The organism is Pseudomonas sp. PSE1(2024), from assembly GCF_050990555.1.
In the GTDB taxonomy this organism is placed as follows: Bacteria; Pseudomonadota; Gammaproteobacteria; order Pseudomonadales; family Pseudomonadaceae; genus Aquipseudomonas; species Aquipseudomonas aphyarum.
Map to the genome: position 1 here is coordinate 2,316,655 of NZ_CP158967.1, position 20,905 is coordinate 2,337,559.

At 61.0% G+C, this 20,905-nt stretch carries 20 protein-coding genes; 14 read left to right on the forward strand and 6 right to left on the reverse strand.

Annotated features, from left to right (window positions below):
* Nucleotides 1-33: 33 nt before the first annotated feature.
* The 10 genes from iolE to ABTV87_RS10570 all read left to right on the forward strand — a co-directional run bounded on the left by iolE (nucleotide 34) and on the right by ABTV87_RS10570 (nucleotide 12,071).
* Complete coding sequence (iolE, locus tag ABTV87_RS10525; protein ID WP_007956043.1) at nucleotides 34-927, forward strand: myo-inosose-2 dehydratase; 894 nt, start codon at nucleotides 34-36, stop codon at nucleotides 925-927.
* Nucleotides 924-1,733 carry a 5-deoxy-glucuronate isomerase gene (iolB, locus tag ABTV87_RS10530; RefSeq protein ID WP_085607789.1) on the forward strand — a complete coding sequence of 270 codons (810 nt, stop codon included), beginning with the start codon at nucleotides 924-926 and terminating at the stop codon, nucleotides 1,731-1,733. The genes iolE and iolB overlap by 4 nt, the downstream gene beginning before the upstream one ends.
* 30 nt (nucleotides 1,734-1,763) lie before the next feature.
* Nucleotides 1,764-3,266, forward strand: coding sequence for a CoA-acylating methylmalonate-semialdehyde dehydrogenase (locus ABTV87_RS10535; protein WP_433899437.1), 1,503 nt, complete (start codon nucleotides 1,764-1,766; stop codon nucleotides 3,264-3,266).
* 25 nt (nucleotides 3,267-3,291) lie between these two features.
* A complete protein-coding gene (locus ABTV87_RS10540; RefSeq protein WP_433899438.1) occupies nucleotides 3,292-4,113 on the forward strand; it encodes a TIM barrel protein in 822 nt (273 codons plus the stop codon).
* Nucleotides 4,114-4,158: 45 nt separating this feature from the next.
* Nucleotides 4,159-6,090, forward strand: coding sequence for a 3D-(3,5/4)-trihydroxycyclohexane-1,2-dione acylhydrolase (decyclizing) (iolD, locus tag ABTV87_RS10545; RefSeq protein WP_127797509.1), 1,932 nt, complete (start codon nucleotides 4,159-4,161; stop codon nucleotides 6,088-6,090).
* Between the two features lie 35 nt (nucleotides 6,091-6,125).
* On the forward strand, nucleotides 6,126-7,151 hold the full coding sequence (locus ABTV87_RS10550; protein ID WP_433899439.1) for a Gfo/Idh/MocA family protein: 1,026 nt from the start codon (nucleotides 6,126-6,128) through the stop codon (nucleotides 7,149-7,151).
* A 66-nt stretch (nucleotides 7,152-7,217) separates the two neighbouring features.
* Entirely contained in the window at nucleotides 7,218-8,267 is a 1,050-nt protein-coding gene (locus ABTV87_RS10555; RefSeq protein ID WP_433899440.1) for a Gfo/Idh/MocA family protein, read from the forward strand.
* Between the two features lie 161 nt (nucleotides 8,268-8,428).
* Nucleotides 8,429-9,355, forward strand: coding sequence for a sugar ABC transporter substrate-binding protein (locus tag ABTV87_RS10560; RefSeq protein WP_085732515.1), 927 nt, complete (start codon nucleotides 8,429-8,431; stop codon nucleotides 9,353-9,355).
* 70 nt (nucleotides 9,356-9,425) lie between these two features.
* A complete protein-coding gene (locus ABTV87_RS10565) occupies nucleotides 9,426-10,991 on the forward strand; it encodes a sugar ABC transporter ATP-binding protein (RefSeq protein ID WP_221534584.1) in 1,566 nt (521 codons plus the stop codon).
* Nucleotides 10,992-11,048: 57 nt separating this feature from the next.
* A complete protein-coding gene (locus ABTV87_RS10570) occupies nucleotides 11,049-12,071 on the forward strand; it encodes an ABC transporter permease (RefSeq protein ID WP_007956055.1) in 1,023 nt (340 codons plus the stop codon).
* Nucleotides 12,072-12,176: 105 nt separating this feature from the next.
* Here the strand turns inward: ABTV87_RS10570 and ABTV87_RS10575 are convergent, their stop codons facing one another.
* Nucleotides 12,177-12,434, reverse strand: coding sequence for a hypothetical protein (locus tag ABTV87_RS10575; RefSeq protein ID WP_085607776.1), 258 nt, complete (start codon nucleotides 12,432-12,434; stop codon nucleotides 12,177-12,179).
* A 225-nt stretch (nucleotides 12,435-12,659) separates the two neighbouring features.
* Here ABTV87_RS10575 and ABTV87_RS10580 point away from each other — a divergent pair, with 225 nt between their 5' ends.
* The gene (locus ABTV87_RS10580; RefSeq protein WP_007956060.1) at nucleotides 12,660-12,989 is read left to right on the forward strand and encodes a hypothetical protein; all 330 of its coding nucleotides are present in this window, start codon (nucleotides 12,660-12,662) and stop codon (nucleotides 12,987-12,989) included.
* Nucleotides 12,990-13,046: 57 nt separating this feature from the next.
* On the opposite strand, the gene ABTV87_RS10585 is transcribed toward ABTV87_RS10580, so the two are convergent.
* From ABTV87_RS10585 to ABTV87_RS10600, 4 genes are all read right to left on the reverse strand, one after another.
* A complete protein-coding gene (locus ABTV87_RS10585) occupies nucleotides 13,047-13,460 on the reverse strand; it encodes a VOC family protein (protein WP_433899441.1) in 414 nt (137 codons plus the stop codon).
* Nucleotides 13,461-13,619: 159 nt separating this feature from the next.
* Entirely contained in the window at nucleotides 13,620-14,564 is a 945-nt protein-coding gene (locus ABTV87_RS10590) for an alpha/beta hydrolase (RefSeq protein ID WP_433899442.1), read from the reverse strand.
* Nucleotides 14,565-14,676: 112 nt separating this feature from the next.
* Nucleotides 14,677-15,675, reverse strand: a complete 999-nt coding sequence (locus tag ABTV87_RS10595; RefSeq protein ID WP_433899443.1) for an NAD(P)H-quinone oxidoreductase — start codon at nucleotides 15,673-15,675, stop codon at nucleotides 14,677-14,679.
* Nucleotides 15,676-15,739: 64 nt separating this feature from the next.
* The gene (locus tag ABTV87_RS10600) at nucleotides 15,740-16,960 is read right to left on the reverse strand and encodes a YbfB/YjiJ family MFS transporter (RefSeq protein ID WP_433899444.1); all 1,221 of its coding nucleotides are present in this window, start codon (nucleotides 16,958-16,960) and stop codon (nucleotides 15,740-15,742) included.
* 112 nt (nucleotides 16,961-17,072) lie between these two features.
* On the opposite strand from ABTV87_RS10600, the gene ABTV87_RS10605 reads away from it, so the two are divergent.
* Both ABTV87_RS10605 and ABTV87_RS10610 read left to right on the forward strand, forming a co-directional pair.
* The gene (locus ABTV87_RS10605; RefSeq protein ID WP_221534577.1) at nucleotides 17,073-17,948 is read left to right on the forward strand and encodes a LysR family transcriptional regulator; all 876 of its coding nucleotides are present in this window, start codon (nucleotides 17,073-17,075) and stop codon (nucleotides 17,946-17,948) included.
* Between the two features lie 249 nt (nucleotides 17,949-18,197).
* Nucleotides 18,198-18,938: a hypothetical protein gene (locus ABTV87_RS10610; RefSeq protein ID WP_433899445.1), complete on the forward strand. Its 741-nt coding sequence runs from the start codon at nucleotides 18,198-18,200 to the stop codon at nucleotides 18,936-18,938.
* 50 nt (nucleotides 18,939-18,988) lie between these two features.
* Here the strand turns inward: ABTV87_RS10610 and ABTV87_RS10615 are convergent, their stop codons facing one another.
* The gene (locus ABTV87_RS10615; RefSeq protein ID WP_085607760.1) at nucleotides 18,989-19,711 is read right to left on the reverse strand and encodes a pirin family protein; all 723 of its coding nucleotides are present in this window, start codon (nucleotides 19,709-19,711) and stop codon (nucleotides 18,989-18,991) included.
* 211 nt (nucleotides 19,712-19,922) lie between these two features.
* On the opposite strand from ABTV87_RS10615, the gene ABTV87_RS10620 reads away from it, so the two are divergent.
* Nucleotides 19,923-20,873 (forward strand): GlxA family transcriptional regulator, encoded by a 951-nt coding sequence (locus ABTV87_RS10620; protein WP_085607758.1) that lies wholly within the window; start codon nucleotides 19,923-19,925, stop codon nucleotides 20,871-20,873.
* Nucleotides 20,874-20,905: the final 32 nt, after the last annotated feature.

A 20,905-nucleotide genomic window follows, 5' to 3' on the forward strand; every position in this document is an offset into this window, starting at 1 on the left:
AACATTCTAGAAATAACAATAAAAGGTGCAGCCATGCCCGCTATCCGAATTGGCATCAACCCGATTTCCTGGAGCAACGACGACCTGCCGTCCCTCGGCGGTGAAACACCGCTGAGCACCGCCCTCAGCGAAGGCAAGGCCATCGGTTACGAAGGCTTCGAACTCAACGGCAAGTTTCCCAAGGACGCCAAAGGCGTTGGCGACGTGCTGCGTCCGTATGACCTGGCGCTGGTGTCCGGCTGGTATTCCAGTCGCCTGGCGCGGCGTTCGGTGGCCGAGGAAATCGACGCGATTGCCAGCCATGTCGAGCTGCTGGCGAAGAACGGCGCGAACGTGCTGGTTTACGGTGAAGTGGCCGACTCCATTCAGGGCCAGCGAATTCCGCTGGTCGAGCGCCCGCGTTTTCACACCGAGCAGGCGTGGCAGCAATACGCCGACAAGCTGACCGAACTGGCGCGCTTCACTCTGTCCCAAGGCGTGCGTTTGGCGTATCACCACCATATGGGCGCCTACGTCGAATCGCCGTCGGACATCGACACCCTGATGGCGTTGACCGGTAATGAAGTCGGGCTGTTGTTCGATTCGGGCCATTGCTACATGGGCGGCGGCGAGCCCTTGCAGGTGCTGCGCAAACACCTGTCGCGCATCTGCCACGTGCATTTCAAGGACGTGCGCAAACCGGTGGTGCAACTGGCGCGCAACAACCTGTGGAGCTTCCCCGACTGCATCATCAACGGCACTTTCACCGTGCCGGGGGATGGTGACATCGACTTCGCCGAGTTGCTGGACGTGTTGCTGGCGGCCGATTACCACGGCTGGCTGGTGGTCGAGGCCGAGCAGGATCCGGCAGTGGCGCCGAGTTACGTCTACGCGAAAAAAGGCTTCGACACCTTGCGTGCGTTGCTCGACGAGAGGACTGCGCGATGAGCCTGCTGGTCAAAAGCAATGCCCGTGGCCGGACTATGGTCGAGCTGGCTGAAGGTGAGCTGCAATACGTGGGATTCGCCGCCTATCGCTTGAGCCTGGGTGAAACCTTGCCAGTCGCAGCGGGCGACAAGGAACTGTGCCTGGTGCTGCTCAGCGGTCGGGTCGGCATCCACGGCGAAGCGCCGGGGCAGGGGGCTTTCAACTGGGACAACCTCGGTGATCGCCAGTCGGTGTTCGAAGACAAATCCCCGTTCGCCGCGTACCTGCCACCCGGCAGTCAGGCGCAGGTGGTGGCATTGAGTGATGCGCAAGTGGCGGTCTGCGCCGCTCCCGGTTCGACCACCACGGACCTTGGCCCGCGCCTGATTAGGCCTGAAACCATGAAGCGCAGCGTGCGCGGCAAGGGTGCCAATACTCGCTATGTCTGCGACATCCTGCCGGACAGCGAGCCGGCCCATTCGCTGCTGGTGGTGGAAGTCCGTACGCCGTCGGGGCACTCGTCGAGCTATCCGCCGCACAAACACGACACCGACGACCTGCCGCACCAGAGCTTTCTCGAAGAAACCTACTACCACCAGATCAACCCGCCCCAGGGCTTCGTGTTCCAACGGGTCTACACCGACGACCGCAGCATCGATCAGGCCATGGCCGTGGAAAACAGCGACCTCGTCGTCGTCCCCAAGGGCTATCACCCGGTCAGCGTGCCGTATGGCTACGAGTCCTACTACCTGAACGTGATGGCCGGGCCGAAACGCGTCTGGCAGTTCCATAACGACCCGCAGCACAGCTGGCTGCTGGATCTCTGAATTCCAACTTTCGCACGGAGAACAAGAACAATGAGCGACGCCCCGGTCATAGGCCATTACATCGATGGTCAGGTGCAGGACAGCGGTAGCGAACGATTCAGCGATGTCTTCAATCCGGCCACCGGCTCCGTTCAGGCGCGGGTCGGGTTGGCCAGCCAGGAGACCGTGGACGCTGCCGTCGCTTCGGCGCTGAAGGCATTTCCCGCCTGGTCCGAGCAATCGTCCCTGCGCCGTTCGCGGGTGATGTTCAAGTTCAAGGAATTGCTCGATCGTCATCACGATGAACTGGCCGAAATCATCAGCCGTGAACACGGCAAGGTGTTTTCCGACGCCAAGGGCGAAGTCACCCGAGGCATCGAAATCGTCGAATTCGCCTGCGGTGCGCCGAGTCTGTTGAAGACCGAGTTCAGCGACAACATCGGCGGCGGCATCGACAACTGGAACCTGCGTCAGCCACTCGGCGTCTGCGCCGGGGTCACGCCCTTCAACTTCCCGGTGATGGTGCCGCTGTGGATGATTCCGCTGGCGCTGGTTACCGGCAACTGCTTCATCCTCAAACCGTCCGAGCGCGATCCGTCCGCCAGTTTGCTGATGGCTCGGCTGTTGACCGAAGCCGGTTTGCCGGACGGCGTGTTCAACGTGGTTCAGGGCGACAAGACGGCGGTCGACGCCTTGCTGCAGCACCCGGACATCGAGGCTATTTCGTTTGTCGGTTCGACGCCGATTGCCGAGTACATCCACCAGCAGGCCACCGCGCGCGGCAAGCGGGTGCAGGCGCTGGGCGGCGCGAAGAATCACATGATCGTCATGCCCGACGCGGATCTGGATCAGGCGGCGGATGCTTTGATCGGCGCCGCTTACGGTTCGGCCGGTGAGCGCTGCATGGCGATTTCGATTGCGGTCGCGGTCGGTGAAGTCGGCGATCAGTTGATCGCCAAACTGTTGCCGCGCATCGATCAGTTGAAAGTCGGCAACGGTCTGCAAGGCGACAGCGACATGGGGCCGCTGGTCACCGCCGAACACAAGGCCAGGGTGGAAGGCTTTATCGATCAGGGCGTGGCACAGGGCGCGCAGCTGATTGTCGACGGCCGCCACTTCAAGGTGCCGGGGGCCGAGGCGGGCTTTTTCGTCGGCGCGACGCTGTTCGATCACGTCACCACCGACATGAGTATCTATCAGCAGGAAATCTTCGGCCCGGTGCTGGGCATCGTGCGCGTGCCGGATTTCGCCAGTGCCGTGGCGTTGATCAACGCTCATGAATTCGGCAACGGCGTGTCGTGCTTCACCAGCGATGGCGGGATCGCCCGCGCCTTCGCCCGCAGCATCAAAGTCGGGATGGTCGGCATCAACGTGCCCATTCCGGTGCCCATGGCCTGGCATTCGTTCGGAGGCTGGAAGCGCTCGCTGTTCGGCGATCACCACGCCTACGGGGAAGAAGGCATTCGTTTCTACAGTCGCTACAAAAGCGTGATGCAGCGCTGGCCCGACAGCATTGCCAAGGGCCCGGAATTCAGCATGCCGACGGCCAAATAAATTATTTGCGCGGAGAACAACAAGAATGAGTACTCCACTGCGTTTTGCCCTGAACCGAATGGTCGCTCCACGTTTGTCCCTGCCGGCGTTCATCGAGTTGGCGGTGACTCTCAAGGCCGATGCCATCGAGATCCGCAACGACCTCAAAGGCATCGAGATCGAGGACGGCACCGCGCCCGGACACGTGCGTGAGTTGTGCACGGCACATGGCATCAGCGTGCTGTCGATCAACGCGTTGTATCCGTTTGACGTATGGAATGACGAGCGCCGCGCGCAGGCCTTGAAGCTGGCGGCCTATGCCCGCGATTGTGGTGCGCGGGGGCTGGTGATGTGCCCGTTGAACGATCGCGCCGATCCGCGCAGCGTCGCCGAACGTGCGGCGGGCCTGCGCACCGCGTTGAGCGAGCTGGCGCCGATCCTGCGCGATCACGGCCTGCTGGGTTTCATCGAGCCGCTGGGTTTCAAAGCCTGCTCGCTGCGCCGCAAACGCACGGCGGTGGAGGCGATCAAGTCAGTCGGCGGGCTGGATGTGTTCCGTCTGGTGCACGACACCTTTCATCACCATTTGGCCGGTGAGCAGGAGTTTTTCCCTGAGCTGACCGGGCTGGTGCACATCTCCGGTGTCGAGGAGACCGAGGCGCCGCTGGCGACCCTTGGCGATGGTCACCGGGTGCTGGTGGGCGCGGACGACATTCTCGGCAACGCGGCGCAAATCAACAGCCTGCTCGCTGGCGGCTACAGCGGCTATCTGTCGTTTGAACCGTTTGCCGATAGCGTCCATGGCCTGGCGGATATTCAGACGGCGATCGGCGCGAGTATGGACCACCTGAGCAAATCCCTGAGTTGACAGTGCCCCTCGCAGGGATCGGATCTGAATTTGAAAGGTGCGGTTATGACCACAACAAGACTGACCATGGCCCAGGCCCTGGTGAAATTCCTCGATAACCAGTACATCGAGGTCGATGGCGTTCAGAGCAAGTTCGTCGCCGGAATCTTTACCATTTTCGGCCACGGCAACGTGCTGGGCCTGGGGCAGGCACTGGAGCAGGACAGCGGTGACCTGATCGTCCATCAGGGCCGCAACGAACAAGGCATGGCCCATGCGGCAATCGGTTTCGCCAAGCAGCATCTGCGGCGCAAGATCTACGCCTGCACCTCGTCCGTGGGGCCGGGCGCGGCGAACATGCTGACCGCTGCCGCCACCGCGACCGCCAACCGGATTCCCTTGCTGCTGTTGCCGGGTGATGTCTATGCCTGCCGTCAACCGGATCCGGTGTTGCAACAGATCGAGCAGTTCCACGACCTGAGCATCAGCACCAACGATGCGTTCAAGGCCGTGAGCAAATACTGGGATCGCATCAACCGTCCCGAACAATTGATGACCGCAGCGATCCACGCCATGCGCGTGCTCACCGACCCCGCCGAAACCGGCGCCGTGACCCTGGCCTTGCCGCAGGACGTGCAGGCCGAGGCCTACGATTATCCCGATTACTTCCTGCAAAAACGCGTGCATCGCATCGAGCGTCGTCCGGCCACTGAAGCGATGCTCGGCGATGCCGTGGCACTGTTCAAAGGCAAGCGCAAACCGCTGATCATCTGTGGTGGCGGCGTCAAATACTCGGGCGCCAATGCGGCGTTGCAGGCGTTTGCCGAGCGCTTCGATATTCCCTTCGCCGAAACCCAGGCCGGCAAAAGCGCGCTGGTGTCCAGCCATCCGCTGAACGTGGGCGGCATCGGCGAAACCGGTTGCCTGGCAGCAAACCTGCTGGCCAAAGAAGCGGATCTGATCATCGGTGTCGGCACTCGCTACAGCGATTTCACCACGGCGTCGAAATCCTTGTTCCAGCACCCTGACGTGCAATTTCTCAACCTCAACATCAGCCCGTGCGATGCACTGAAACTCGACGGCGTGCAACTGCTGGCGGATGCCCGGACAGGTTTGTCGGCGCTGGCCGAAGCGCTGGGTGACTACCGTTCCGGCTGGGGCGATCAACCCCGTCAGGCACGGGCGCAACTGGATGAGGAAGTGGATCGCCTGTATCAGATCGACTACCAGGCCCGGGATTTCATCCCGGAAATCAACGACCACCTCGATCCGGCGGTGTTGCGCGAATTCATCGAGCTGACCGGTTCCTGCCTGACCCAGAGTCGCGTGCTCGGCGTGCTCAATGAAACTCTTGCCGATGACGCAGTGATCGTCGCCGCCGCCGGCAGTCTGCCCGGCGACTTGCAGCGCAGCTGGCGCAGCAAGGGCGTTAACACCTATCACGTCGAGTACGGCTATTCGTGCATGGGCTATGAGGTGAATGCCGCGCTGGGCGTGAAGCTCGCCGAGCCTGAGCGCGAGGTCTATGCGCTGGTAGGCGACGGCTCTTACATGATGCTGCACTCGGAGCTCGCCACCTCGATCCAGGAGCGACGCAAGATCAACGTGGTGCTGTTCGACAACATGACCTTCGGTTGCATCAACAACCTGCAGATGGGCAACGGCATGGACAGCTTTGCCACCGAGTTCCGTTTCCGTAACCCGCAAAGCGGCAAGCTCGACGGCACTTTCGTGCCGGTGGATTTCGCCATGAGCGCGGCGGCTTACGGCTGCAAGACCTACAAGGTGAACACCGTTGAAGAGTTGCAGGCGGCGCTGGCCGATGCACGTTTGCAGACGGTCTCGACCCTGATCGACATCAAGGTTCTGCCCAAGACCATGATTCACGGTTACCTGTCGTGGTGGCGGGTCGGCGTGGCGCAAGTCTCCACCAGCGCCCGCACCGACGCGGTGGCCAAAACCCTGAACGAACGACTGGCCAAGGCTCGTCAGTACTGATTGCCCTGAATCGAACAACTACAAGGAATCCTTTCATGTCATTGCTTTCCCAAGCGTTGCGGCTAGGCGTCATCGGCACCGGGTCCATCGGCCAGGACCACATCCGTCGTTGCAGCCAGACCTTGCTCAACAGTCAGGTCGTGGCGGTTACCGACATCAATCTGCAGCAGGCGGCCAAGGTCGTGGCTGACCTGAAACTGACCGCCGAGGTCTATCCCGATGGCCACGCGCTGATCCAGGCGCCGGACGTCGACGCGATCCTCGTCACCTCCTGGGGCCCGAGCCACGAAGAGTTCGTGCTGGCCGCGATTGCGGCGGGCAAACCGGTGTTCTGCGAGAAGCCGCTGGCGGTCACCGCCGAAGGCTGCCGCAAGATCGTCGAGGCTGAAGTAGCCCACGGCAAACGGCTGGTGCAGGTCGGTTTCATGCGTCCTTACGATGAAGGTTATCGCGCGTTGAAGTCGGTGATCGACAGCGGCCAAATCGGCGAACCATTGATGCTGCATTGCGCCCACCGCAACCCGAGCGTGGGTGAAAACTACAAGACCGACATGGCGATCACCGACACGCTGATCCATGAGCTGGACGTGCTGCGCTGGTTGCTCGACGATGATTACGTCTCGGTGCAGGTGGTGTTCCCGCGCAAGAGCAGCAAAGCCCTCGCGCACCTGAAGGATCCGCAGATCGTGCTGTTGGAAACCGCCAAGGGCACGCGCATCGACGTGGAGGTTTTCGTCAATTGCCAGTACGGCTACGACATCCAGTGCGAAGTGGTGGGGGAGACCGGCATCGCCAGACTGCCGGAGCCGTCCCAGGTGCAATTGCGCAGCGGGGCCAAGCTGTCCAACGCGATTCTGATGGACTGGAAGGATCGCTTCATCGCGGCCTATGACGTCGAGTTGCAGGCGTTCATCGATGGCGTGCGGGCAGGGCAGGTCGGAGGGCCTTCGGCGTGGGATGGCTTCGCCGCTGCTGTTGCCGCCGATGCGTGCATCGAAGCGCAGAACAGCGGAGCGATCGTCAACGTTGCACTGCCTGATCGCCCGAGGTTCTACGGTTAACGCTGCTCCCACAACCACCGCGTTTTCCCGAGACGCGGTGACATAACAATAAGAAGGAGTTCAGACATGCGCATCGGACTTGTCGGTTACGGCCATGGCGGCCGGTTTTTTCATGCTCCGCTGATCAGCAGCCTGCCGGCGGCGACGTTTGTCGGCGTGGTCACCCGTTCAGCGGAGCGCCGACAGTTGCTGGCGGCGGAGCATCCGGGTGTGCCGGCCTTCGACAGCATCGGCCAGTTGGTGGAAGCCGGGATCGATGTGCTGGTGGTATCGACGCCCCTCAAGGGCCGGCCGGCAATGGTGCTCGACGGCATCGAACACGGCGTGGCGGTGGTCAGCGACAAGCCGTTCGCCGCCGACTGGCAGCAGGCGCAAACCCTGATCACCATGGCCGAGCGCCAGAATGTACCGCTCAGCGTCTATCAGAACCGGCGCTGGGACTCGGACTTTCTAACCGTGCGCAAACTCATCGAATCCGGCGCGCTGGGCCAGGTCAGCCGGTTCGAATCGCGGATCGAGCGTTATTCGCCGTCGTCGGTTAACAACGGCAGCGGCGGTGGTTTCCTGCGCGATCTGGGCAGTCATCTGGTCGATCAGGCGTTGTTGCTGTTCGGCCCGGTGACAGGGGTCTACGCCGAACTGGACTACCTGGAAAAAGACCAGACCTTCGATCACGGCTTCTTCATGTCCCTGACCCACGCCAGCGGCGTGACCTCGCACCTGGGCGGCAGTTGCCTGCAAAACAGCCCCGGCCCGCGCTTTCGGGTGAGCGGCAAGCTGGGCTGTTACAGCGTCGAGGGTCTGGACGGGCAAGAGGCCCAGGCACTGGCCGGGCTCTCGCCGAAAACCGAAGGCGAGCGCTGGGGCGTCGAGGAGCACCGCCGTTGGGGCTGGTTCGAGCACGGAGACGAGCGTGAGCGGGTTCCGTCTGAGCGCGGCTGCTGGAGTCAGTTCTATTTGCAGCTACAAATCGCGTTGCAAAACGGTGGCCCACTGCCCGTTGACGCCCGTGATGCACTGGCGACAACCCGCGTGCTAGACGCTGCGCGCCTGAGTTTCAAACGTCATCAGGTGGTGGAACTGAGCGAGTTTGCAAGCCATGGAATAAAATCATAATAAAATTCTAAAACAGGTTGATATGGAAAATATTTTCCAATAAAGTCGATTCCAGATTCACTGTCTCGGGATACGTTTTCAACGCTTCGACTGCTTGTCCGCTTACTGAAATCGTCATGCCTCATCCATAAAACCAACAAGAATGTGGAGAAAGACTTTTCATGAAGACCAAGACCCGCTTTGCCTCACTGGCCTTGTCCCTGATGTTCGCCAGCGGCGCTGTGCTGGCCGATATGAAGATCGGCGTCAGCATGTCCCAGTTCGATGACACCTGGCTGACCTACCTGCGCGAATCCATGGACAAGAAAGCCAAGTCCTATCCCGACGGCGTCAAGCTGCAGTTCGAAGACGCCCGCAGCGACGTGGTCAAGCAACTGAGCCAGGTCGAAAGCTTCATCAGCCAGAAGGTCGACGCCATCGTGGTCAATCCGGTGGATACCGCCGCCACCAAAAAGATCACCGAAGCCGCAGTGAAGGCCGGCATTCCGCTGGTCTACGTCAACCGCCGCCCCGATGACCTGAACCTGCCCAAAGGCGTGGTAACCGTTGCTTCCAACGACCTGGAAGCCGGCGAGATGCAGATGCAGTACCTCGCCGACAAAATGGGCGGCAAGGGCGACATCGTGATTCTGCTGGGCGATCTGGCGAACAACTCCACCACCAACCGCACCAAGGGCGTCAAAGAGGTGCTGGCCAAATACCCGGACATCAAGGTCGAGCAGGAGCAGAGCGGCGTCTGGCTGCGGGACAAGGGCATGACGCTGGTCAATGACTGGCTGACCCAGGGCCGCAAGTTCGACGCGGTCGTCTCCAACAACGACGAAATGGCCATCGGTGCCGCCATGGCCCTGCAACAGGCCGGCGTCGCCAAAGGCAGCGTGTTGATCGCGGGTGTCGACGGCACGCCGGACGGCTTGAACGCTGTGAAGAAGGGCTCGCTGGCCGCTTCCGTGTTCCAGGACGCCAAGGGTCAGGCCGACGGTTCCATCGATACCGCGGTGAGAATGGCGAAGAACGAGCCGGTCGAGCCGGCGGTCTGGGTGCCGTTCCGCCTGATCACGCCGCAAAACGTTGACCAGTTCAAATAGTCCGTCCGTTCAATAACAACAATAAGCCCGCAAGGTGGCGACCGCGACCTTGCTGATGGAGTACCTGATCATGTTCGCTTCAGCGACTGCTTCGAGCACCCCTGTGACGGGGAGCCCGCCCACTGCACTACCTGTCGAAGAGCCGTACCTGCTGGAGATCCTCAACGTCAGCAAGGGTTTCCCCGGTGTGGTGGCGTTGTCCGATGTGCAACTGCGGGTACGCCCCGGTTCCGTGCTGGCGCTCATGGGCGAGAATGGCGCGGGCAAATCTACCCTGATGAAAATCATCGCCGGCATTTACCAGCCAGACGCCGGCGAGCTGCGCCTGCGGGGCAAGCCGGTGGTGTTCGAAACGCCGCTAGCAGCGCTTCAGGCCGGGATCGCGATGATCCACCAGGAACTCAACCTGATGCCGCACATGAGCATCGCCGAAAACATCTGGATCGGCCGCGAGCAGCTCAACGGCTTTCACATGATCGACCACCGGGAAATGCACCGCTGCACGGCGAAACTGCTGGAGCGCCTGCGGATCAACCTTGACCCCGAAGAACTGGTCGGCAACCTGAGTATCGCCGAGCGGCAGATGGTCGAGATCGCCAAAGCCGTGTCTTACGACTCCGACATCCTGATCATGGACGAACCGACGTCGGCCATCACCGACAAGGAAGTCGCCCATCTGTTCTCGATCATTGCCGACCTGAAAAACCAGGGCAAAGGCATCATCTACATCACCCACAAAATGAACGAAGTGTTCGCGATCGCCGATGAAGTGGCGGTGTTTCGCGACGGGGCCTACATCGGCCTGCAGCGGGCCGATTCCATGGACAGCGACAGCCTGATTTCGATGATGGTCGGTCGCGAGTTGAGCCAGTTGTTTCCGGTGCGGGAAAAGCCGATCGGCGATCTGTTGCTGTCGGTGCGCGACCTCAAGCTCGATGGCATTTTCAAGGGTGTGTCCTTCGACCTGCACGCCGGGGAAATCCTGGGCATCGCCGGGTTGATGGGCTCGGGCCGGACCAATGTGGCTGAGGCGATCTTCGGCATCACGCCCAGCGACGGTGGCGAGATCCGCCTCGATGGCGAGGTGGTGCGCATCAGTGATCCGCACATGGCGATCGAGAAGGGCTTCGCGCTGTTGACCGAGGATCGCAAGCTCAGTGGTCTGTTCCCGTGTCTCTCGGTGCTGGAGAACATGGAAATGGCCGTCCTGCCGTATTACGCCGGCCACGGGTTCATCCAGCAAAAGGCCTTGCGCGCCTTGTGCGAGGACATGTGCAAGAAGCTGCGGGTTAAAACCCCGTCGCTGGAGCAGTGCATCGACACCCTGTCGGGTGGCAATCAGCAGAAGGCCTTGCTGGCCCGCTGGCTGATGACCAACCCGCGCATCCTGATTCTCGACGAGCCGACCCGCGGCATTGATGTCGGCGCCAAGGCCGAGATTTACCGGCTCATCGCCTACCTCGCCAGCGAGGGCATGGCGGTGATCATGATTTCTTCGGAGCTGCCGGAAGTGCTCGGCATGAGCGACCGTGTGATGGTCATGCACGAGGGCGACCTGATGGGCACCCTCGACCGCAGCGAGGCGACTCAGGAGCGGGTGATGCAACTGGCTTCGGGCCTGTCCTCGGTTCATTAATGGATACCGCTGGTGGCCGAGGCCGCCGTCGATGATGCGATAGAAAGGTGAGTGGTTATGAACGCGATACTGGAAAACAAACCGGCCACGGCACCGGTCAAGAGTCGCCGGCGCTTTCCGACGGAGCTGAGTATTTTCCTGGTGCTGATCGGCATTGGCCTGGTATTCGAACTGTTCGGCTGGATCGTGCGCGATCAGAGCTTTCTGATGAACTCCCAGCGGCTGGTGTTGATGATCCTGCAAGTGTCGATCATCGGCCTGCTGGCGATTGGCGTGACCCAGGTGATCATCACCACCGGTATCGACCTGTCGTCGGGCTCGGTACTCGCGTTGTCGGCGATGATCGCGGCCAGTCTGGCGCAGACCTCGGATTTCGCCCGGGCGGTGTTCCCGTCACTGACCGATTTGCCGGTCTGGATTCCGGTGATTGCCGGGCTCGGTGTCGGGCTGCTGGCGGGGGCGATCAACGGCAGCATCATCGCCATCACCGGGATTCCGCCGTTCATTGCCACGCTGGGCATGATGGTTTCGGCCCGAGGCCTGGCGCGTTACTACACCGAAGGCCAGCCGGTGAGCATGCTGTCGGATTCCTACACGGCGATCGGCCACGGCGCGATGCCGGTGATCATTTTTCTGGTGGTGGCGGTGATCTTCCACATCGCGCTGCGCTACACCAAATACGGCAAATACACCTACGCCATCGGCGGCAACATGCAGGCGGCGCGCACCTCAGGCATCAACGTCAAACGCCATCTGGTCATCGTCTACAGCATCGCCGGGTTGCTGGCGGGGCTGGCCGGCGTGGTGGCTTCGGCTCGCGCCGCCACCGGACAGGCCGGGATGGGCATGTCCTATGAGCTGGATGCGATTGCCGCCGCAGTTATCGGTGGTACCAGTCTGGCGGGCGGGGTGGGGCGCATCACCGGCACGGTAATCGGCGCACTGATCCTGGGGGTGATGGCCAGCGGGTTCACGTTTGTCGGGGTCGATGCTTACATCCAGGACATCATCAAGGGACTGATCATCGTGGTCGCGGTGGTGATCGACCAATACCGCAACAAGCGCAAGCTCAAACGCTGAAGTCCATCATCCCGGCCTTGGAAAAGGGATGCGCGTAAAACAGTCAAGCCGATCGGAAGATCGGCTTTTTTGTGTCTGCGAAAACTGCAGAGGCGGCAAAGTCGTTCAGGGTTTCTTTTCTTCCATCCCATTCTTTGATTCGCTGGATGTTTGCGCATCCTTCTCTGTCTCATGGGTCTCTGCACCGGAGTTCGACCCCGAGGCTTCTTCACCCTTTTTGTCGGCCTTGTCTTCCTTGGATTCGGTGCCTCCCTGATTGACTCCAGGAATGCCGGTTGGCGGGACGCTGCTTCCCGCCATTGCAAGCGGTGCGGTGGCAGACAAAAGACTTCCAAGCATGAGGGCTGCAATGGTTCTGTTCATCGTCGGGGCTTCCGCGTCGGGTGGATTTACCTTGGAAAATCAGAGGCGAAACAAAGTGCCGAGCGGCTGACGGGCGGGAGAGGTGGGAGACGGGTGGCTGTGTAGCCGCGCATCTGTGTGGAGAGCCTCCGGTCGAGCATGGCTGCAACAGGCGGCAAATTGCTGGCCCCCGAATGTTTCAAGTCCCGGCAAACTCGCCTTTTTTCAAAAGGTTAGGTGGGCTATATGCGGACGATTGTCATCACCGTAGCAACGCTTTCCCTCGCTCTGTTCGCGTTGGAGGCCCAGGCCAGGGAACTGAGCAAGAGCCATCGTTTTGCGTGTACCTGGGGTTCGGACATCGCCGCCGGTGCGCAACAATCGAAGCTTTCGGGCATTTCTCTTTATGGTGCGCGAAAGCGCTTGCAGGCGCGCAAGTTCCAGCAACCGTGGATGCGCATGACCGCCATGGGCATCACTGAGCAGACCTACGACAGCGCGTCGCGGCTGAAGCCGGCGGCCGTCAAGCAGACCTACTACGAACAGTGCGTTCGGCACGAGCTGGCCCAGCGTTGAATGAAAAAGCCCGACCTGAAGAGGTCGGGCTTTTTCATGTCCGGTGCAATGAGAGCGTCACTTGTCACTTTCGCAATTGACCATCCACGACACGCCAAAACGATCCACCAGCATGCCGAAGCGCGCGGCCCAGAAGGTGGCTTCCAGCGGCATGTCGACACGACCGTCCTTGGCCAGGGCGTTAAACACCCGTTCGGCCTCGGCGATGCTGGCGACATTCAGGGAAATCGAGCAACCGCTCATGCCTTGGGTCGGGCGGTCGGGGGTGGTGTCCGACGCCATGAGCATCTGATCGCCGACTTTCAGGCAGGTGTGGATGATCAGGTTGTGATGCTCTTTGGGGACATGTTCGGCGGCTGGGGTTTCGCCGAAGGTCATCATCGCTTCGAGTTTGCCGTGCAGGCATTGCTCGTAAAACGTGAAGGCCGCGCGGCAGTCGCCGTTGAAGATCAGGTACGGGTTGATTTTCATGAGGGTGCTCCCGAATAGGCAGTTAGACGCGGCGCGGCCGGGTGTGCCGAAGCAGCGTCATGGATTGACTCCATCCAGCAAAGCGTTAGAACGCCGGATTGCCAGCCGATGCTGCAAGAATTTCCTTTCGGGGTGACCGATGGTCTGCGGGGAGGGGCGTCAGGAGTCGCGCGGGTTCTTCTGTACCGCGGCGCCCGCCACTCGGGCGGCAGGTCGGGTCTGCATCAGCGCATCAATCGCCTTGCGATAGTTCTGTCCGCCCAGCGCCATGCTGTTGTTGTGCGTTGCGCCGGGCACCAGCAGCAGGCGTTTCGGTTGTCGGGCGGCGGCGAACAGTTGCTCGCTGAAGCGTGACGGCACGAATGCGTCGGCCAGACCGTGCACCACCAGCAATGGCATGTGGATCTCGGCGATCTTGTCGATGGAATCGAATTTCTGCGACAGCAACCAACGGACGGGAAGGGAAGTGTTGGCCACGGCAGCCGCGACATCCGCCAATGAGGTGAAAGTGGATTCGATGACCAGCCCACGCACCGGCAGTGGGGTGTGATGGCTGGCAGCATCGCGGCCGAGTTCGGCAGCCAGATCGATGGCGACCGCGCCCCCCAGCGAATGCCCGTAGATCAGGCGTTTGTTCGGGTCCGGTTGCAACAGCTGGAAGCGCTCCCAGGCCACCCGCGCATCCTCGTAAACCGTGCGTTCCGACGGCAGGTCGCCATGACTCTGGCCGAAGCCGCGATAGTCGATCGCCAGAACCGAATAACCTGCCGCGCGCAGTTGCTCGATACGGAACAGCTGCCCGGTGAGGTTCCAGCGCACGCCATGCAGATAAAGGATGGCCGGAGCATCAGCGCGCTCCGCCGGCCACCACCAGGCGTGAATGTTTTGCCCGGCCTTGAAGCTTTTCGGTTGCAGGTCGAGTTCCTGCACGCTGCCGGGCAAGCCGTGATACCAGCCGGCGGTGCCCGGTTCGATGCGAAACAGCAGCTTGCGTTCGGTGTGTTCCAGCACGGCACAACTCGCCGGCACGCCGATGATCAGGGCGACCATGCAGGCGAACGCCAGACGGCGGCGTCGAAGTCGGGTCATGAAGGCAAGGAACATTAAACGATTCACCACGGCGCGGACAGAGAACGCTTTTTACCAGATGCCTTGACCCGTGCGTGACATTTTCGACCACCGCACGCCTGCAACGATTACAAAATACTGCAACGACTCAGTCGATCTTCAGCACGATCTTGCCGATGTGGTCGCCCGCTTCCATGTGAGCATGGGCCTTGGCTGCGTCGGTGAGCGGATAAACCTTGTCGATGATCGGCAGGCAGCGCCCGGCGGCCAGCACCGGCCAGACGTGTTCGCGCAATTGATCGGCGATGGCGGCCTTTTCCGCCGAGGTACGGGCGCGAAGCAGGGAGCCGGTGACCACTGCGCGCTTGCCGAGGATCGCCAGCAGATCGATGTCATTGGCCCGCGCGCCACCAAGGAAACCGAGCATCACCAACCGCCCATCCATCCCCAAGGCGCTGATGTTCCCGTTGAGGTACGAGCCGCCCATGATGTCGAGGATCACATTGACGCCTTGGCCGGCGGTTTTTTCAGCGATGACAGCCACGAAATCCTGTTCCCGGTAGTTGATCGCTTCGCCGCCCAGTTTGCGGATCGCTGCGCATTTGTCGGCGCTACCGGCGGTGGCGAAGGCTTCGATGCCAAACTCGCGGCATAGCATCAACGCGGTGGTGCCGATGCCGCTGGTGCCGCCGTGAATCAAGGCGCGCTGACCTCGGCTGGCGCCGCCGAGACCGAACAGGTTGGCCCACACCGTGAAAAAAGTTTCGGGAATGGCCGCTGCCTGAATCCAGTCCAGCCCATCGGGGATCGGCAGGGCCTGGCCGGCCGGGACCGTGCAGTATTCGGCGTAACCTCCGCCATTGGTCAGTGCGCAGACCCGGTCACCGACCGCGAATGAGCTGACACCGCTACCAATTGCCACGACCTCGCCGGCCACTTCAAGGCCCGGAATCGGGTTCATGCCGGGCTTCATCGGGTATTTGCCGGCGCGTTGCAGAGCGTCGGGGCGATTGATGCCGGCGGCGTGCACGCGGATCAGTATTTCGCCCTCTGCGGCGGCCGGCAGCGGAACGCGTCGGGATTGCAGAACCTCGGGCCCGCCCGGTTCGGTGATTTCGATTCGGGTCATTTCGGTAGGCAACGTCATTTTCGGTTCCTCTTGAAACAAGTGATCAGTAGATGGGAGCACAGGCAGGGCGCAATGATTCCCCTCACTGGGCGCAGCAGCGTTGTTCGACGGAGGAGGGCAGCAGTTTCATGGCGTGCTCAAGTATCAGCGCGATCACGATGGCACCTCCGGCAATCACGAAGAGCAGGACATGCTGTCCGCCCGTGGCGTTGAACAGCGCCGAATAGGCGAAGCCGGCCAGCGCCTGAAACGAGGCGAACGACACCGTGGCCCGGCTCCACGCCACCTGTTGGCGATGATGATCCGGCACCAGCTCATGCACCCTTGCCAACGCCAGCGGGACAATGCCCGGCGGAAACGAACCGAGGATCACTGCCAGCAGTGCCAGCGCCAGGACCGAATGCGAAATGGCCAGCAGGCCAAGAGTGATCGCCTGCACCACCAGCACCAGACGAATGCCGGTCCGCGCACCGAGATGATCGGCGAGAAAGCCATAACTCACCGGACCGACGATGGCGCCCAGACCGTACATGATCCAGACCAGCGCGCCGACGTGCGCCCCGGCGCCCAGGCCACGGGCGACGTAATCCACCAGGAAAACCATGGCCGGCACCAGCCCGGCGGCCATGAACGCGTACTGGGCAAACAGCAGATAAACAGCAGGCGGTGTCGGCTCGACCGGATCCAGCTGAGCCGTTGCGGTGGTTGCATGGGGCAGCTCCGAAGGCCAGCCGAACCAGCTCAAAGCCGTCAGTGCCAGCGACAAAACTCCCAATCCCAGCCACGTCGCTTGCAGGCCCAGATTCAGCAGCAGCGGGACGATCGTGCCGGAGCCAGCGATGCCAAGACCGATGCCGAGGAAAATCGCCCCGCTGGCCAGGCCTTTGCGCGCGGCCGGTACATGCGGCAGCACCGTCGCGGCCACCAGCACCATGATCGCGCCGCCCGCGATGCCGGACAGCAGGCGCCAACCGAAATACCAGCTCACCGACACCGGGTACGCACAGGCGAAAAACGCCACGGTTACCGCCAGCATCATCAGTCGCAAGGCATTTCTCTGGGTGAGCCGACGTGCCAGCGGTCGGCCGAGGAGGGCGCCGATCAGGTAACCGACCAGGTTGGCCGCGCCGAGATAGACCACATCATGGGCGGAAAACCACTGCGCCTGAATCAGCGAAGGGATGAGCGGCGTGTAGGCGAAACGCGCCAGACCGATGCTGACCAGGCTGGCGCAGAGTCCGGCGAAGATCGCCAGCCAGACACTCGTGTCCGGACGTTCGGGCGAAGCAGTTGAAGTGCGCATGACGGCAATCCTGTGGAAAGGTTTATGGCGTCCAGCATATCGGCTATTGTTGCTGCGTTAATGCAGCAAGTTTGCGTTGTAGTGATGCGTTTATGCATCAATGGAGAACGGTATGAATTGGGATGACGCACGGGTGTTTCTTGCGGTTTGTCGCGAGTCGACGTTACGCGGCGCCGCGCGCGTGCTGGGCGTGGATCAGGCGACAGTCGGGCGACGCATCACCTCACTGGAAAAGTCGCTGGGCGCGACCTTGTTCCTGCGCACCTCCGAGGGCTATGCACTGACGGCCGTCGGCGAAGCGGCGCTCAAGTCGGTGGAAAAAATGGAGCATTCGGCGCTGGAGCTGGAGCGGCGAATCCAGGGCCTGGACGACCGTCTGACCGGCAGTGTGCGGGTCAGCACCACCGATTCGCTGGCCATCGATTTCCTGATCCCGGCCATCGCGCAGTTGCACGAACGGCATCCGGACGTGCGCGTGCAACTGGACGCCTCCACGCAGATCCTCAGCCTGGCCAAACGCGAAGCTGACATCGCCGTACGCAATACCCGCCCGGACAACCCGGACCTGATCGCCCGGCGCATCGCGCGTTGGCCCGTGGGGCTGTTTGCCTCGCAGGACTATGTCGACAGGCATGGTGTGCCGGCGCCGGGCAGTGCGTTTGAGGGCCATGATCTGGTGGTGTACCAGCCATATCTGCAAGGCAACAAGGACCTGACCCTGGTGACCGAGCCCGTGACTCGCGGGCGGATCGTCGCCGGTCTGAGCTCCAGTCTGCTGGTCCGACGCTCGATTGCCGCCGGTCTGGGTGTAGGAGAAATTCCGGTCTACATGGGCGAGCGCGATGGTCTGCTCAGACTGTGGCCGGAGCGTACGCGGCCGTTGCCTTATGAAGTGTGGCTTGTGACCCACGCGGATCTGCGCCATACCGCGCGGGTCAGGGCGGTGATCGAGCAGATTGTCGAAGCGTTTGCGCTGGAGAATGAGTAGTCCTTGATGCCGTGTAGGACGGCTACATCAGCTGACGATCTTGCCTACAACAGCGCCAGAATCCGCTGGCTTGTGAGTTTTTTGGCCGGGCCCTATCGTTTCTCACACCCGGAGTGAACAGGTGAAATGCTCCGAGGTGATCAATCCAGGGAAGTATTGATAAACGTCAGAGGTGCGGAATTGATTGCAAGGGAAGTCAGCCAATTTCAAGCAAGCGACATGGCCGGGCAAACGGATAGAACTGAGTCTATGACCTACATAACGCGAGACGAATTCAGCGCCAGGATCGAGGTCATCGAGACAAGAATCGATGCACGGATCGAATCCATGTCCGCCAAGATCGATGGCTTTCTGACCCAGCAGGCCGAGCGGGACAAGGTGCGGTTGGAGCAGGAGCAATCGCAGGAAGCTGCTCGATTGGAGCTGGAAGCAACTCGGCTGGAGCGAGAGCGCTCTCAGGAAGAGGCTCGGCTGGAGCGAGAGCGCTCTCAGGAAAAGGTTCGACTGGAACAGGAGAAGGCTCGGAAAGAGGCTCGGCTGGAGCGAGAGAGGGCTCAGGAAGAAGTCCGCCTGACTCGGGAGCGGTATCTGGAGAACCTTCGCCAGGAGCAAGAAAGGATTCGGTTGGGAAGGGAAAAGGCCAATGAAAAAGCCTGGCTGGAGCGAGAGAAGATTGAGCGAAGAATTCGTCTGGCACAGGAAAAGGTTCATCAGGAGCGCGACAAGCGTTATGCGTTGATGACGGCTCGTATGGATCGATCCCTGGAGCGTATAGACGAAGCAATGAGAATGGTCTCGACGAACAAGGCGAACTACTGGGCCGCGACCACCGTACATTTTCTGGGGATGGTTGCCATTCTCGTCGGCTCCTACTACGCGAACCAGTCAAACGTGCTTGTCACGATACAGACCACCCTGGCCATGATTCAATCGGTGAAAGAGGCTGGAAACCCTGCGCCGGCAGTGCTGATGACCTTGCATGCTGAATGAAAAACGGCCTTCAACGAAGGCCGTTTTTTCGAGCGATGAAAACCACGGGCTTATGGCATTTCCGGCAATTCCTGCGGGCGCAGGTCAAACACCAGGACCTCGGCATCATGGCCATTGCTCAGGGTCAGTGCCTGTTCTTCACGAACCCGCACGCCGTCGCCTTCCTTCAACTGCACGCCGTTCAGTTCAACGCTGCCGCGAGCAACGTGCACGTAGGCATAGCGGTTGGCAGGCAGCTTGAGGGTGGCGCTTTCCTCACCATCGAACAGTCCGGCATACACTCGTGCATCCTGGCGTACTTTCAGCGAGCCGTGGCTACCTTCGGGCGAAATGATCAGTTGCAGGCGACCGCGTTTTTTCTGTTCGCTGAAGTGCTCTTGCTGGTAACGCGGTTTCGCGCCGCTGACGTCCGGCACGATCCAGATCTGCAGGAAGTGCACAGGCTTGGTCGCCGAATGGTTGAACTCACTGTGGGCCACGCCACTACCAGCGCTCATCAGTTGCACGTCGCCGGGGCGGATCACCGAACCGGTGCCGAGGGTGTCCTTGTGTTCCAGGGCGCCTTCGAGCACATAGGAGAAAATCTCCATGTCACGGTGCGGGTGCTGGCCGAAGCCCTTGCCGGCGGCAACGCGGTCATCGTTGATCACCAGCAGGTCGGAAAAACCCTGTTCACGCGGGTCACGGTAGCTGGCGAAGGAAAAGGTGTGGAACGACTTCAACCAGCCATGATTGGCCAGACCACGGTCGGAAGCTTTACGAAGGGTCAGCATGATGAAATCTCCTTTCAGGACGTTGATTCGTCCGAGTGAGGAGAAGGTTACTGGTTACCCTGCGATGCAATAAGTAGATGAAAATTGAAATACTGTCCGTTTTTAGTTGACAGTTGTGAGCACTGGATCACGCATTCTTTTCCAACGGTTCCACCGTATCTGGCCATAATGCGCAGACTTATGATTCCACATAGATTTTGGTGATACCCCCATGAAGACCGTGGCAATGGTGCTGTTTCCGGAATTTCTGCTGCTCGACATGGCCGGGCCGCTGGAGGTCTTTTCGGTTGCCAACCGCTACCTGAAACCGCAAGCCCACTATCACCTGACCACCCTGGGCACCGAGCGCGGGCCATTGCGTGCGTCCAATGGCGTCCTCGTGCACACCGATCGGCATATCGACGAAGCCGATGAGCGCTACGACTTGCTGCTGGTGCCGGGCGGCCCTGGCGCCTACAACGAAAAACACCCGCCGTTGCTCGCCTGGCTGCAAGGCGCGGTCACGCGTGCCGGGCAATACGGCTCGATCTGTACCGGCGCCTTCGTGCTGGGTCACGCCGGCTTGCTCGACGGCTATCGTGTGACCACTCACTGGAATTACACCGAGCGCCTGATCAAGGGTTTTCCGAAGGCAAACGTCGCCACCGACCAGATTTTTGTCGAGGATCGCAACCTGATCACCTCCGGAGGCGTCACGGCCGGCATCGATATGGCGTTGGCGGTGGTCGCCCGCGATCATGGCAAAAAGGTTGCCCAGGACGTGGCCAAGGTGTTGCTGGTGGTGATGAAACGTCAGGGCGGGCAAGCGCAGTTCAGCCCGTTGATGGCGGCAGTGGCGCCCCAGGAAACCCCGATCACCCGGGTGCAGAATCATGTGCTGGAGCATCTGGAGGAAGCCTTCACCGTCGAGCGCATGGCAGGTCTTGCGAACATGAGTGCACGGCACTTCGCCCGGGTGTTCGCTCGCGAGGTCAACATGACGCCCATGGAATTCCTGCAAAGTGCGCGTATCGATTGCGCGCGAAATCTGCTGGAAACCAGCGATCTGCCGCTGAAAACCGTCGCCTACAAAAGCGGTTTCGGCAGCGTGCGGCACATGCGTTTTCTGTTCGGCGAAAAGCTCGGGCTGACCCCGACGCAATATCGCGAACAGTTCAGCTAGAGCGGTTCTGTCCGTTACGGGCATCCGGATGT

Bases quoted from the DNA above. Each gene is read 5' to 3' on its own strand.
- iolE (WP_007956043.1), top strand. From the start codon at position 34: ATGCCCGCTATCCGAATTGGCATCAACCCGATTTCCTGGAGCAACGAC.
- iolB (WP_085607789.1), top strand. From the start codon at position 924: ATGAGCCTGCTGGTCAAAAGCAATGCCCGTGGCCGGACTATGGTCGAG.
- ABTV87_RS10535 (WP_433899437.1), top strand. From the start codon at position 1,764: ATGAGCGACGCCCCGGTCATAGGCCATTACATCGATGGTCAGGTGCAG.
- ABTV87_RS10540 (WP_433899438.1), top strand. From the start codon at position 3,292: ATGAGTACTCCACTGCGTTTTGCCCTGAACCGAATGGTCGCTCCACGT.
- iolD (WP_127797509.1), top strand. From the start codon at position 4,159: ATGACCACAACAAGACTGACCATGGCCCAGGCCCTGGTGAAATTCCTC.
- ABTV87_RS10550 (WP_433899439.1), top strand. From the start codon at position 6,126: ATGTCATTGCTTTCCCAAGCGTTGCGGCTAGGCGTCATCGGCACCGGG.
- ABTV87_RS10555 (WP_433899440.1), top strand. From the start codon at position 7,218: ATGCGCATCGGACTTGTCGGTTACGGCCATGGCGGCCGGTTTTTTCAT.
- ABTV87_RS10560 (WP_085732515.1), top strand. From the start codon at position 8,429: ATGAAGACCAAGACCCGCTTTGCCTCACTGGCCTTGTCCCTGATGTTC.
- ABTV87_RS10565 (WP_221534584.1), top strand. From the start codon at position 9,426: ATGTTCGCTTCAGCGACTGCTTCGAGCACCCCTGTGACGGGGAGCCCG.
- ABTV87_RS10570 (WP_007956055.1), top strand. From the start codon at position 11,049: ATGAACGCGATACTGGAAAACAAACCGGCCACGGCACCGGTCAAGAGT.
- ABTV87_RS10575 (WP_085607776.1), bottom strand. From the start codon at position 12,434: ATGAACAGAACCATTGCAGCCCTCATGCTTGGAAGTCTTTTGTCTGCC.
- ABTV87_RS10580 (WP_007956060.1), top strand. From the start codon at position 12,660: ATGCGGACGATTGTCATCACCGTAGCAACGCTTTCCCTCGCTCTGTTC.
- ABTV87_RS10585 (WP_433899441.1), bottom strand. From the start codon at position 13,460: ATGAAAATCAACCCGTACCTGATCTTCAACGGCGACTGCCGCGCGGCC.
- ABTV87_RS10590 (WP_433899442.1), bottom strand. From the start codon at position 14,564: ATGTTCCTTGCCTTCATGACCCGACTTCGACGCCGCCGTCTGGCGTTC.
- ABTV87_RS10595 (WP_433899443.1), bottom strand. From the start codon at position 15,675: ATGACGTTGCCTACCGAAATGACCCGAATCGAAATCACCGAACCGGGC.
- ABTV87_RS10600 (WP_433899444.1), bottom strand. From the start codon at position 16,960: ATGCGCACTTCAACTGCTTCGCCCGAACGTCCGGACACGAGTGTCTGG.
- ABTV87_RS10605 (WP_221534577.1), top strand. From the start codon at position 17,073: ATGAATTGGGATGACGCACGGGTGTTTCTTGCGGTTTGTCGCGAGTCG.
- ABTV87_RS10610 (WP_433899445.1), top strand. From the start codon at position 18,198: ATGACCTACATAACGCGAGACGAATTCAGCGCCAGGATCGAGGTCATC.
- ABTV87_RS10615 (WP_085607760.1), bottom strand. From the start codon at position 19,711: ATGCTGACCCTTCGTAAAGCTTCCGACCGTGGTCTGGCCAATCATGGC.
- ABTV87_RS10620 (WP_085607758.1), top strand. From the start codon at position 19,923: ATGAAGACCGTGGCAATGGTGCTGTTTCCGGAATTTCTGCTGCTCGAC.